At 67.5% G+C, this 12,340-nt stretch carries 9 protein-coding genes and 1 pseudogene; 8 read left to right on the top strand and 2 right to left on the bottom strand.

Annotated features, from left to right (window positions below; translation table 11 throughout):
- Nucleotides 1-96: 96 nt before the first annotated feature.
- The 4 genes from mptB (at nucleotide 97) to AC5Y46_RS01280 (ending at nucleotide 4,618) form a co-directional block, all read left to right on the top strand.
- Nucleotides 97-1,806 (top strand): polyprenol phosphomannose-dependent alpha 1,6 mannosyltransferase MptB, encoded by a 1,710-nt coding sequence (mptB, locus tag AC5Y46_RS01295; RefSeq protein WP_499944544.1) that lies wholly within the window; start codon nucleotides 97-99, stop codon nucleotides 1,804-1,806.
- Nucleotides 1,803-2,744, top strand: a complete 942-nt coding sequence (locus AC5Y46_RS01290) for an ABC transporter ATP-binding protein (protein ID WP_499944543.1) — start codon at nucleotides 1,803-1,805, stop codon at nucleotides 2,742-2,744. Before mptB ends, AC5Y46_RS01290 begins: the two co-directional genes overlap by 4 nt.
- Nucleotides 2,741-3,517 carry an ABC transporter permease gene (locus tag AC5Y46_RS01285; protein ID WP_499944542.1) on the top strand — a complete coding sequence of 259 codons (777 nt, stop codon included), beginning with the start codon at nucleotides 2,741-2,743 and terminating at the stop codon, nucleotides 3,515-3,517. The genes AC5Y46_RS01290 and AC5Y46_RS01285 overlap by 4 nt, the downstream gene beginning before the upstream one ends.
- A gap of 87 nt (nucleotides 3,518-3,604) precedes the next feature.
- Nucleotides 3,605-4,618, top strand: coding sequence for a COX15/CtaA family protein (locus AC5Y46_RS01280; RefSeq protein WP_499944608.1), 1,014 nt, complete (start codon nucleotides 3,605-3,607; stop codon nucleotides 4,616-4,618).
- 486 nt (nucleotides 4,619-5,104) lie between these two features.
- On the opposite strand, the pseudogene AC5Y46_RS01275 reads toward AC5Y46_RS01280, so the two are convergent.
- A pseudogene (locus tag AC5Y46_RS01275) lies at nucleotides 5,105-5,284 on the bottom strand (DcsG N-terminal domain-containing protein); the annotation flags it as partial.
- 20 nt (nucleotides 5,285-5,304) lie between these two features.
- On the opposite strand from AC5Y46_RS01275, the gene AC5Y46_RS01270 reads away from it, so the two are divergent.
- The gene (locus tag AC5Y46_RS01270) at nucleotides 5,305-6,282 is read left to right on the top strand and encodes a quinone oxidoreductase family protein (RefSeq protein WP_499944541.1); all 978 of its coding nucleotides are present in this window, start codon (nucleotides 5,305-5,307) and stop codon (nucleotides 6,280-6,282) included.
- A 73-nt stretch (nucleotides 6,283-6,355) separates the two neighbouring features.
- Here AC5Y46_RS01270 and AC5Y46_RS01265 read toward each other — a convergent pair whose 3' ends face one another.
- Entirely contained in the window at nucleotides 6,356-7,294 is a 939-nt protein-coding gene (locus AC5Y46_RS01265) for a heme o synthase (RefSeq protein ID WP_499944540.1), read from the bottom strand.
- Between the two features lie 243 nt (nucleotides 7,295-7,537).
- Here AC5Y46_RS01265 and tkt point away from each other — a divergent pair, with 243 nt between their 5' ends.
- The 3 genes from tkt to zwf are packed head-to-tail and all read left to right on the top strand — an operon-like array spanning nucleotide 7,538 to nucleotide 12,301.
- Nucleotides 7,538-9,628, top strand: coding sequence for a transketolase (tkt, locus tag AC5Y46_RS01260; RefSeq protein WP_499944539.1), 2,091 nt, complete (start codon nucleotides 7,538-7,540; stop codon nucleotides 9,626-9,628).
- A gap of 16 nt (nucleotides 9,629-9,644) precedes the next feature.
- On the top strand, nucleotides 9,645-10,763 hold the full coding sequence (gene tal / locus AC5Y46_RS01255; protein WP_499944538.1) for a transaldolase: 1,119 nt from the start codon (nucleotides 9,645-9,647) through the stop codon (nucleotides 10,761-10,763).
- Nucleotides 10,760-12,301, top strand: coding sequence for a glucose-6-phosphate dehydrogenase (zwf, locus tag AC5Y46_RS01250; protein ID WP_499944537.1), 1,542 nt, complete (start codon nucleotides 10,760-10,762; stop codon nucleotides 12,299-12,301). The genes tal and zwf overlap by 4 nt, the downstream gene beginning before the upstream one ends.
- Nucleotides 12,302-12,340: the final 39 nt, after the last annotated feature.

Here is a 12,340-nt window from a genome sequence, read left to right as displayed (position 1 = left end):
AACAGCCCGCGTCGTCGCCGGGGCTACAGCAATGGCCCCGCTCCTCCACGGGCCGCATCCAACAGCCCGCGTCGTCGCCGGGGCTACGCTGCTCGCATGGCAGGCCGCCACCACACGTTGAGCTCGTCGATCGCCGCGCTGCACGGCGACGAGCAGACCGTGGGCAAGCCACTCAACGCCACCGAACTGTCCGCACTCAAACGCACCCGGCTGTTCGGTGCCACGGGCACCGTCCTGATGGCGATCGGAGCGCTGGGTGACGGCGCCAGACCGGTCGTGCAGGACCCCACTTTCGGGGTTCGGCTGCTCAATCTGCCTTCCCGCATCCAGACGGTCTCGCTGACGATGACCACCACCGGTGCGGTGATGATGGCACTCGCCTGGCTGATGCTGGGCCGGTTCGCCTCCGGTAAGCGGCGAATGTCGCGTGGCGAGTTGGACCGCACCCTGGTGTTGTGGATGCTGCCGCTGCTCATCGCTCCGCCGATGTACAGCAAGGACGTCTACTCCTACCTGGCGCAGAGCCAGATCTCGTTGGAAGGACTGGACCCATACCGGGTGGGGCCTGCCTCCGGGCTGGGCCTGGGCCACGTGTTCACCCTGTCGGTGCCCAGCCTGTGGCGCGAGACGCCGGCGCCCTACGGTCCGTTGTTCCTGTGGATCGGACGCGGCATCTCCTCGCTGACCGGGGAGAACATCGTCGCAGCCGTGCTCTGCCACCGGCTGGTGGTGCTGCTGGGTGTGGCCTTGATCGTGTGGGCGACGCCACGGCTGGCGCGTCGCTGCGGGGTGGCCGAAGTCAGCGCGCTCTGGCTGGGCGCGGCCAACCCGCTGCTGTTCATGCACCTGGTCGCCGGCATCCACAACGAGGCCCTGATGCTGGGGCTGATGCTGACCGGCGCCGAATTCGCGCTGCGTGGCCTGGACGCCGACCGCCTCAAACCCGCGTCGTGGCGGCTAGGACCGGACTGGGAGCCGCTGGGGATGCTGGTCGGCGGGTCGATCCTGATCGTGCTGTCCTCCCAGGTGAAATTGCCGTCGCTGCTGGCGCTGGGTTTCGTCACCGGGGCGCTGGCCTATCGGTGGGGCGGCACCCTCAAGGCGCTGCTGGTGGCGAGCTCTGCGATGGCGGGGTTGGCGCTGGCCGTGATGGGGCTCGTCGGCTCGGCCAGCGGGCTCGGATTCGGTTGGATCTACACCCTGGGCACCGCGAACGTGGTGCGCAGCTGGATGTCGCCGCCCACGCTGCTGGCGCTGGGCACCGGGCAGGTCGGCATCCTGTTGGGCCTGGGCGATCACACCACCGCGATCCTGTCGTTGACCCGTGGGATCGGCGTGTTGCTGATCATGGTGATCGTCTGCTGGCTGCTGCTGGCCGTCTTCCGCGGCAGGTTGCACCCGATCGGCGGACTGGGCGTGGCGCTGGGCCTGACGGTGCTGCTGTTTCCCGTCGTGCAGCCGTGGTATCTGCTGTGGGCGATCATCCCGCTGGCTGCCTGGGCTACCCGCACCGGCTTTCGCGCCGCCGCGATCGCCATCACGTTGGTCGTCGGCATCTTCGGACCCACCGCCAACGGCGACCGTTTCGCGCTGTTCCAGATCGTCGACGCGACGCTGGCCAGCGCTTTCATCGTGGTGTTGCTCATTTCGCTGACCTATCACCGGCTGCCGTGGCGACCGCTGCCGGATGAGGACGAAGACCGCGCGCCCCCGCCCGAAGTCGCCGAGACTGTGGGGAGTCCAACCACCTCAAACCGGCCCTCGGAAGCAGCCACGACGCCCGACGCCTACGCTGATTCCACGTGAGCTCAGTCCCCCAAGACCGCGAAATCGTTTTGCGGCTACGCGGGGTGTCCAAGAGGTACGGGTCCGTCCAGGCGGTGTCAGGTCTCGATCTGGACGTGCATGCCGCCGAGGTGTTCGCGCTGTTGGGGCCCAATGGCGCCGGTAAGACGACCACCGTCGAGATGTGCGAGGGCTTCGTGCGCTCAGATGGCGGCACCATCGAGGTGTTGGGACTGGACCCGATCGCCGACAACGCGCGGCTGCGGCCCCGCATCGGGGTGATGTTGCAGGGCGGCGGCGGCTACCCGGCAGCGCGGGCCGGCGAGATGCTGGAACTGGTGGCTTCCTACGCCGCCAACCCGCTGGACCCGGCCTGGCTGCTGGACATCCTGGGCCTGACCGAAGCCGCCCGCACCACCTACAAGCGGCTTTCCGGCGGGCAGCAGCAACGACTCGCGCTGGCCTGCGCCCTGGTCGGCCGCCCCGAATTGGTGTTTCTCGACGAACCCACCGCCGGGATGGACGCGCACGCGCGGCTGCTGGTGTGGGAATTGATCGACGCACTGCGCCGCGACGGGGTCACCGTGGTGTTGACCACCCATCAGCTCAAGGAGGCCGAGGAACTGGCCGACCGGCTGGTGATCATCGACCACGGCGAAACTGTCGCATCCGGTACCCCGGCCGAACTGATGCGCAGCGGCGCGAAGAACCAGCTGCGGTTCAGCGCGCCGCCGCGACTCGACCTCTCGTTGCTGTCCTCGGCGCTGCCCGAAGACTACGAGGCCAGCGAACTGTCCCCCGGCGAGTACCTGGTGGCCGGCCCGGTCGGACCCCAGGTGCTGGCGACGGTCACGTCCTGGTGTGCCCAGATCGACGTGCTGGCCACCGACATGCGCGTCGAACAACGCAGCCTCGAGGACGTTTTCCTGGACCTGACCGGCAGGAGGTTGCGGTCATGAGTGCTGACGCGTTCCCGGTCGGCACCTTCACCCCGGACCCGCGGCCCAGCCCCGTGTCCCGGATGCTGGCCGCGCAGTCGAAGCTGGAAACCAAGCTGCTGTTGCGCAACGGCGAGCAGTTGTTGTTGACGATGTTCATCCCGATCACGCTGCTCGTCGGGCTCACGCTGCTGCCGTTGGGTTCCTTCGGTCCGCGCCGCGCCGACGTGTTCGTGCCGGCCATCATGGCGCTCGCCGTCATCTCCACTGCGTTCACCGGGCAGGCGATCGCGGTCGGCTTCGACCGCCGTTACGGCGCGCTGAAGCGGCTCGGAGCGACCCCGCTGCCGGTGTGGGGCATCATCGCCGGCAAGTCGCTGGCCGTGGTCTTCACCGTGCTCTTGCAGTCAATCATCCTGGGCGGCATAGGTTTTGCGGTCGGATGGCGACCGGCACCGGCGGCGCTGGCACTGGGCGCGGTGGTGATCGGGCTGGGCACCTCCGCCTTCGCCGCATTGGGCCTGCTGCTCGGCGGAACGTTGCGGGCCGAGATCGTGCTGGCGCTGGCGAACCTGTTGTGGTTCGTCTTCGCCGGGTTCGGCGCGCTGACCCTCGAGACGGACGTCGTCCCGACGGCGATCAAGTTTGCGGCGCGGGTGACACCGTCCGGGGCATTGACCGAGGCGCTGTCGCAGGCGATGAGCCTGCGGGTGGACTGGTTCGGTATCGCGGTACTGGCCGCCTGGGGCGCAATGGCCGCGGTGGCGGCGCGGCGGTGGTTCCGCTTCACCTGAGCGGGCCTGCAACCCGGAGCCGCTTCTACTACATGACGTAGTTGTCGATACGATCGGGCGGTGGCTGTCGGACAAGCGTTGCTCCGGGTGGTGGACAAGCTGCCCGAGCCCAGTCTGCGTGTCCAGCGGCTGATCGCGGCCGCGGTGATCTTGACCCAGGGCGGCATCGCCGTCACGGGAGCGATCGTTCGGGTCACCGCGTCGGGCCTGGGCTGCCCCACCTGGCCGCAGTGCTTCCCGGGCAGCTTCACCCCCGTCGCGCACGCCGAGGTCCCCCGCATCCACCAGGCCGTCGAATTCGGCAACCGAATGGTCACCTTTGCCGTGGTCGTCACCGCCGCGCTGGCCGTGCTGGCCGTCACCAGGGCTCGTCGGCGGCGTGAGGTGCTGTTCTACGCCTGGCTGATGCCGGCCTCGACGGTCGTGCAGGCCGTCATCGGCGGCATCACCGTACGGACCGGATTGCTGTGGTGGACGGTGGCGATCCACCTGCTGGCGTCGATGACGATGGTGTGGTTGTCGGTGCTGCTCTTCGTCAAGGTCGGCGAACCCGACGACGGCGAGGCGCATCACACGGTCGCCGCACCGCTGCGCATGCTCACCGTGCTCAGCGCTGTGAATCTGGCCGCGGTGCTGGTCACCGGCACGCTGGTGACCGCGGCCGGCCCGCACGCCGGCGACAAGAGCCCCAGCCGCACCGTGCCGCGACTCGAGATCGAGATCACCACTCTGGTGCACCTGCACTCGTCGTTGCTGGTGTCCTACCTGTCGCTGTTGGTGGGCCTGGGTTTCGGGCTGGCGGCGCTACACGCGGGCCGGGCCACCATGCGGCGGCTCGGCGTGCTGCTGGCGCTGGTCTTCGCCCAAGCCGCCGTGGGTACCGCCCAGTTCTACAACGGAGTGCCCGCGGTGCTGGTCGCTATCCACGTCGCCGGTGCGGCGGCATGCACCGCGGCCACCGCGGCGCTATGGGCGTCGATGCGAGAACGGGCCCAGACCGAGGCGCTCGCAGGCCGATTCGACGGCCAGCGCGAATTCCCGTTGGGCCAGGTCGCGGGTGCGGGCGTCCAGCCGCAGCCAGCCCAGCGGCGGGTCGATTAGCTGCAATTCCAAGACCCGGTCACCGACCAGATGGACCCGCCCGTAGAGCAAGTCCCCCGGCGCGACGTCCAGAGCGGCGGCACCGACGTCCCAGAGTCCGAAGTCGGCCTCCCCGTGGTGTAGGCCGTTGTCCCTGGTGATGAACGCATGCGAGGGTTCGCCGCCGACGAAGATCAGCACTGTTTCCGGCCCCGAAGCGGACTGCACGAAGACGGTCTCGGGTTGCTCGGCGAGGTAGGTGGTCGCCTCGGCGGGATCGCTGAATCGCCGCGTCCCGCTGCCGACGGCGGGGCCGACGAACACGTGGCCGTCGCTGGGCACGGTCGCGCCGGGCGCCCATTGCGAACCCGGCACGGTCGGCACGCCATGGCGCGCCAGATCGTCCAGGTAGCGTCGGTCGGCGTTCCAGGCGACGACGGCGGGCGGGTTGAGCAGGTTCTGCACGCGGACCGTCCAGGCCAGAAACTCGTCCAGGCGCTCCGCGTAGTCCGGGGTGTCGCGCAGGATCACCAGATGCGCATCGGCGACGTCCGGGTCGTCCCAGGACAACCACCGGGCGTGCAAGCCGCGGTGTCGGAGCGCGGCCACCAGACCCGCGTCGTCACCGTGCCGACGACCCGCCAGCACGATGCGCGGATGGAAGACGTCCGGTCGGGCTAGTTTCATGCCCGGGCATGATATCTCTCATGCGCGCGATCGAAGTCGGCGAAACCGGTGGCCCCGAAGTTCTGAACTACACCGAACTGCCCCAGCCCGAGCCCGGTCAGGGTGAGCTGCTGATCGAGTCCGAAATTATCGGCGTCAACTTCATCGACACCTACTTCCGCTCCGGCCAGTACCCGCGTCCACTGCCCTTCGTGCTCGGGTCTGAGGTGTGCGGGACGGTGGTCGCCCTGGGCCCGGACGCGGGAGACAGCATCGCGGTGGGCGACCGGGTGGTGAGCGCGTCGGCCAACGATGGTTACGCCGAATTCTGTACTGCGCCAGCCTCTTTGACGGCAAAGGTGCCCGACGGGATCGCCTCTGACGTCGCCGCGTCGGTCTTGCTCAAGGGGCTGACCGCGCAGTACCTGGTGAAGTCGGTGTACCCGGTGCAAAGCGGAGACACCGTGCTGGTACATGCCGGCGCGGGGGGTGTGGGGCTGATCCTGACCCAGTGGGCCACCGCGCTGGGCGCCCGGGTGATCACTACGGTGTCGACCCCGGAAAAGGAGCGGTTGTCGCGGGAGGCGGGCGCGGCCGAAGTGCTCCCCTACCCCGAGGACGCCGACGCATTCGGCCGCCAAGTGCGCGAACTCACCGACGGCGCGGGCGCGGCCGCGGTGTACGACGGCGTGGGCGCGAGCACCTTCGACGCGAGCCTGGCCAGCTTGGCCGTGCGCGGGACGCTGGCATTGTTCGGGGGCGCCAGCGGTCCCGTCCCGCCGTTCAACCCTCAGCGCCTCAACTACGCCGGGTCGGTGTATCTGACTCGGCCGTCGCTGGCCCATTTCATCCGCACCGGGCCGGAGTTCAGTCGGCGCGCCGCCGAACTGTTCGACGTGATCGGCAGCGGTGCGGTCCGGGTCACGGTCGGCGGGAGCTATCCGCTGGCCGAGGCCGCGCGGGCGCACACCGACCTAGAGGGCCGCAAGACCAGCGGCTCGATCGTGCTGCTGCCCTGAGCGTCGAGCGTCCCCAAAATGCCAGGATTGTCGGGTTTCGGCGTACATTTGGGCGCCCTCGCGGAAGGGAACGTCAGAACAGCGTGGGCAGCGCGATCACCGAGTCGACGGCAAGCGCACAGAACACCAGCGCAAGGTAGTTGTTCGACTGCAGGAACAGCCGCAGCGGCTTGATCTCGTCGCCGCCGCGCACCCCCGAGTACAACTGGTGGGCCATCGCCAGGAACCACACCCCGGCCACCACGGCGACCCCCGCGTACAGCCAGCCGGCGGCCAGCGCCAGCGCCAGCGTCGCCAGCACCGTCAGCCAGGTGTAGATCAAGATCTGCTTGGTGACCTGACGCTCGGTCGCCACGGCCGGCAACATCGGCACCCCGGCGACTTTGTAGTCCTCCTTGTACCGCATCGCCAGCGCCCAGGTGTGCGGCGGCGTCCAGAAGAAGATCACCGCGAACATCGCCAGCGCCGGCCAACCGATGGTGCCGGTGACGGCCGACCAGCCGATCATCACCGGCATGCAGCCGGCCGCCCCGCCCCACACCACGTTTTGCGAGGTGCGCCGCTTGAGCAGCAGCGTGTAGACGAACACGTAGAACGCGATGGTGGCCACGGCCAGCAGACCCGAAAGCAGGTTGGTGGTCCACCAGAGCCAGAAGAACGAGCCCACGCTCAGCGCCAACCCGAAGATCAGCGCATGAAGGGTCGGCACCGCGGCCCGGGCCAGCGGCCGTCGCGCGGTCCGCTTCATCACCTTGTCGATGTCGGCGTCGGCCACGCAGTTCAGCGTGTTGGCGCCGCCGGCGGCCATGATCCCGCCGACCAGCGTGTTGAGGATCAGCAGCGGGTCGACGGTGCCGCGGTGCGCCAGCAGCATCGCCGGTATCGCGGTGACCAGCAGCAACTCGATCACACGCGGCTTGGTCAACGCCAGATAAGCCAGCATGGTGCCGGTTACCCGTCCCCGTAACCGGCTTGATGTCCGGCCGGGCGCGACATGCCCGCGAACGCTCACGCATTAACTCCTCGGTGAAATCGCAGCCGCGCGCAGCTTCTACTACGCACGATGGTAGACCGCGCACGCCCGACCACTGGCCCGCAGGGTCGGTTCGGCCGCTTTTGCCCCCGACGCGATATTTTCACAGAGGTCCCACCCGGGTACACCCAAATCTGGGACCTGCAACGACCCACGATCCCGCACTAGGGTGGGATTGATCAGTTTGACCACACCGGCCTGTGCACTGAACTGAGGAATGAATTGACCACTACCGAAGAGATCTCCGCCCTTACCCAAGCGCACCACCCCGACGATTGGACCGAGATCGATTCGGCCGCGGTCGACACGATCCGCGTGCTGGCCGCCGATGCCGTTCAGAAGGTCGGTAACGGGCATCCCGGGACGGCGATGAGCCTGGCTCCGCTGGCCTACACGCTGTTTCAGCGGGCCATGCGGCACGATCCCAGCGACGTCCACTGGCTGGGCCGCGATCGGTTCGTGTTGTCGGCCGGACACAGCAGCCTGACCCTCTACCTGCAGCTTTACCTGGGCGGATTCGGTCTGGAACTCGACGACATCGAGGCGCTGCGCACCTGGAAGTCCAAGACACCGGGGCACCCGGAGTTCCGGCACACCAAGGGCGTGGAGATCACCACCGGCCCCCTCGGCCAGGGGTTGGCCTCCGCGGTCGGCATGGCGATGGCAGCGCGCTACGAGCGCGGCCTGTTCGACCCGGATGCCGAGCCGGGCACCAGCCCGTTCGACCACTTCATCTACGTGATCGCCTCCGACGGCGACATCGAAGAAGGGGTGACCTCGGAAGCCTCGTCGCTGGCCGGAGTCCAGCAGCTGGGCAACCTGATCGTCTTCTACGACCGCAATGAGATCTCCATTGAAGACGACACCAACATCGCGCTCAGCGAGGACACCGCCGCCCGCTACCGCGCCTACGGCTGGCACGTGCAGGAAGTCGAGGGAGGCGAGAACGTCGTCGGCATCGAAGAAGCCATCGCCAACGCCAAGGCCGAGACCGGCCGGCCCTCGTTCATCTCGCTGCGCACCATCATCGGCTTCCCGGCACCCAACCTGATGAACACCGGCAAGGCGCACGGCGCGGCGCTCGGCGACGACGAAGTGGCCGAGGTCAAGAAGATCCTCGGTTTCGACCCGGAGAAGAACTTCGAGGTCCGCGACGAGGTGATCGCCCACACCCGCAAGCTGGTGGACCGCGGCAAGGAAGCCCACGAGAAGTGGCAGACCGACTTCGATTCTTGGGCGGAGCGCGAACCCGAGCGCAAGGCACTCCTGGACCGGCTCACCGCGCAGGAGATGCCCGACGGCTGGGACGACGATCTGCCGCACTGGGATGCCGGTGACGACGAGATCGCCACCCGCAAGGCCTCCAACGAGGTGCTGAACAAGGTCGGACCGAAGCTGCCGGAGTTGTGGGGCGGTTCGGCCGACCTGGCGGGCAGCAACAACACCACCATTGATGGCGCCAAATCGTTTGGGCCGCCGTCGATCTCGACCAAGGACTACGACGCGGACTGGTACGGCCGGACGCTGCACTTCGGTGTCCGCGAGCACGCGATGGGATCGATCCTGTCCGGCATCGTGCTGCACGGGCCGACCCGGGCGTACGGCGGCACGTTCCTGCAGTTCTCCGACTACATGCGCCCGGCGGTGCGACTGGCGTCGCTGATGGACATCGACACCATCTACGTGTGGACGCACGACTCGGTCGGACTGGGTGAGGACGGCCCGACCCACCAGCCGATCGAGCACCTGTCGGCGCTGCGCGCGATCCCGAACCTGTCGGTGGTGCGCCCCGCCGACGCCAACGAGACCGCGTATGCGTGGCGCACCGTGTTGGCTCGGGGCAACGGCAGCGGCCCGGTTGGATTGATACTGACCCGGCAGAACGTCCCGATCCTGGAAGGCACCAGCGCCGACGGGGTCGCCCGGGGCGGTTATGTGGTCGGCGACCCGGGCGACGAGGAACCGGACGTCGTCCTCATCGGCACCGGTTCGGAGGTGCAGCTCGCCGTGGCTGCCCAGAAATTGTTGGCGGACAAGGACATTCTCGCCCGGGTGGTGTCGATGCCGTGTGTGGAGTGGTTCGAGTCCCAGCCGCAGGACTACCGCGACAGCGTGCTGCCGCCGACGGTCTCGGCCCGGGTGGCGGTCGAAGCCGGAGTCGCGCAGTCCTGGCACAAGCTGGTCGGTGACACCGGCAAGATCGTGTCGATCGAGCACTACGGCGAGTCCGCTGACTACAAGACGTTGTTCCGTGAGTACGGCTTCACAGCGGAAGCCGTCGCTGCCGCCGCGGAAGAAGCGCTCGATAACTGAGAAAAGGTGATTGAAGATGACCCAGAATCCAAACCTCGCCGCACTGAGCGACGCAGGGGTGTCGGTGTGGCTGGACGATCTGTCGCGGGACCGGATCAAGTCCGGGAACCTGCAGGAACTGATCGACACCAAGAGTGTCGTCGGGGTGACGACCAACCCGTCCATCTTCCAGAAGGCATTGGCGGACAGCGACACCTACAACGACCAGATCTCCGAACTGGCCGAGCGTGGCGCCGACGTCGACGCCACCATCCGCACCGTGACCACCGACGACGTGCGCAACGCCTGTGACGTGCTGAGGCCGCAGTGGGAGGCCTCTGACGGTGTCGACGGGCGGGTGTCCATCGAGGTGGACCCGAGGCTGGCGCACGAAACCGACAAGACCACCCAGCAGGCGATCGAGTTGTGGAAGATCGTCGACCGGCCCAACCTGCTGATCAAGATTCCGGCCACCGAAGCGGGCATTCCCGCGATCGCCGCGACGCTGGCCGAAGGCATCTCGGTCAACGTGACGCTGATCTTCTCGGTCGAACGCTACCGCGCGGTGATGGGCGCCTACCTGGACGGACTGGAGAAGGCCAGACAGGCCGGCCACGACCTGTCCAAGATCCACTCTGTCGCATCGTTTTTCGTGTCCCGGGTGGACACCGAGGTGGACAAGCGGCTGGAGAAGATCGACTCCGAAGACGCGCGCAAGCTGCTCGGTCAGGCCGCGGTTGCCAACGCGCGGTTGGCCTACGCGGCGTATCAGGAGGTGTTCGAGGGCGGTGACCGGTTCGAGGCACTCAAGTCCGACGGCGCCCGGGTGCAGCGCCCGCTGTGGGCATCGACCGGGGTCAAGAACGAGGACTACTCCGACACGCTTTACGTGACCGAGCTGGTCGCCCCCAAGACGGTGAACACCATGCCGGAGAAGACGATTGACGCCGTCGCCGACCACGGGGAGGTGAAGGGCGACACGGTCACCGGCACCGCCTCCGAAGCGCAGCAGGTGTTCGACAAGCTCGACGAGATCGGGATCGACCTCGACGACGTCTTCGTCGTGCTGGAGAACGAAGGTGTGGAGAAGTTCGAGGATTCCTGGAAGGAACTGCTCGAGGAGACGCAGAAGCAGCTGGACTCCGCCGACAAATGACCCGCTCCGAAGCCGCGCAATGGCAGAACCCGTTGCGCGACAAGCGGGACAAACGGCTCCCCCGCATCGCCGGTCCGTGCGGCATGGTGATCTTCGGGGTCACCGGCGACCTGGCCCGCAAGAAGGTGATGCCGGCGATCTACGACCTGGCCAACCGCGGCCTGCTGCCGCCGACCTTCTCTCTGGTCGGTTTCGCGCGCCGCGAATGGAGCCACCAGGATTTCGGTGACGTCGTGTACAAGGCCGTCAAGGAACACTGTCGCACCCCCTTTCGGCAGGAGAACTGGGACCGCCTTTCCGAGGGATTCCGGTTCGTCCCTGGGACTTTCGACGACGACGACGCCTTCGCCCGCCTGGCCGAGACGCTGGAGAAGCTGGACGCCGATCGGGGCACCGGCGGCAATCACGCGTTCTACCTGGCGATCCCGCCCAAGTCCTTTCCGGTGGTGTGCGATCAACTGCACAAGTCCGGACTGGCCCGCCCGCACGGCGACCAGTGGAGCCGGGTGGTAATCGAGAAGCCGTTCGGCCACGACCTGCAAAGCGCGCAGGACCTCAACAAGTCGGTCAACGCGGTCTTCCCCGAGGAGGCGGTCTTCCGCATCGACCATTACCTCGGCAAGGAGACGGTGCAGAACATCCTGGCGCTGCGCTTCGCCAACCAGTTGTTCGACCCGATCTGGAATGCGCACTATGTCGACCACGTGCAGATCACGATGGCCGAAGACATCGGATTGGGCGGTCGCGCAGGCTATTACGACGGCATCGGCGCGGCCCGCGACGTGATCCAGAATCACCTGATGCAACTGCTCGCGCTGACCGCGATGGAAGAGCCGGTCAGCTTCACCCCGCAGTCGTTGCAGACGGAGAAGATCAAGGTGCTCTCGGCGGTACGGCTGGCCGAACCCCTCGACGAGACCACCAGCCGCGGCCAGTACACCGCCGGGTGGCAGGGCGGGGAACGGGTGGTCGGCCTGCTCGAGGAGGAGGGGTTCGCCAAAGACTCCACCACCGAGACCTTCGCCGCGATCACCCTCGAGGTCGATACCCGCCGCTGGGCGGGGGTGCCGTTCTACCTACGCACCGGAAAGCGCCTGGGCCGCAGAGTCACCGAGATAGCCCTGGTGTTCAAGCGCGCCCCGCATCTGCCGTTCGACGCCACCATGACCGACGAGCTCGGCGCCAACGCCATGGTCATCAGGGTGCAGCCCGACGAGGGCATCACCTTGCGGTTCGGGTCCAAAGTCCCTGACACCGCAATGGAAGTCCGCGACGTCAACATGGACTTCTCCTACGGTTCGGCTTTCGCCGAAGAGTCACCAGAGGCCTACGAGCGGCTCATCCTCGACGTGCTGCTCGGTGAGCCGTCGCTGTTCCCGGTCAACGAAGAGGTCGAATTGGCCTGGCAGATACTCGATCCGGTGCTCGACAACTGGGCAGCCCACGGCAAACCCGATCCTTATGAGGCCGGCACCTGGGGTCCGGAGTCGGCGTTCGAGATGCTGCGCCGCACCGGCCGGGAATGGCGGCGGCCGTGATCCGCGCCGCGACGATGCAGGCACCACCGGCTCGCGGAG

Source organism: Mycobacterium sp. NGS59, assembly GCF_059812345.1.
This window is presented reverse-complemented; position numbering and strand designations above follow the sequence as displayed.

What these genes read in the sequence shown, in the direction of transcription:
- AC5Y46_RS01285 (WP_499944542.1), top strand. Translation starts at nt 2,741, where the DNA reads ATGAGTGCTGACGCGTTCCCGGTCGGCACCTTCACCCCGGACCCGCGG.
- zwf (WP_499944537.1), top strand. Translation starts at nt 10,760, where the DNA reads ATGACCCGCTCCGAAGCCGCGCAATGGCAGAACCCGTTGCGCGACAAG.
- mptB (WP_499944544.1), top strand. Translation starts at nt 97, where the DNA reads ATGGCAGGCCGCCACCACACGTTGAGCTCGTCGATCGCCGCGCTGCAC.
- tal (WP_499944538.1), top strand. Translation starts at nt 9,645, where the DNA reads ATGACCCAGAATCCAAACCTCGCCGCACTGAGCGACGCAGGGGTGTCG.
- AC5Y46_RS01270 (WP_499944541.1), top strand. Translation starts at nt 5,305, where the DNA reads ATGCGCGCGATCGAAGTCGGCGAAACCGGTGGCCCCGAAGTTCTGAAC.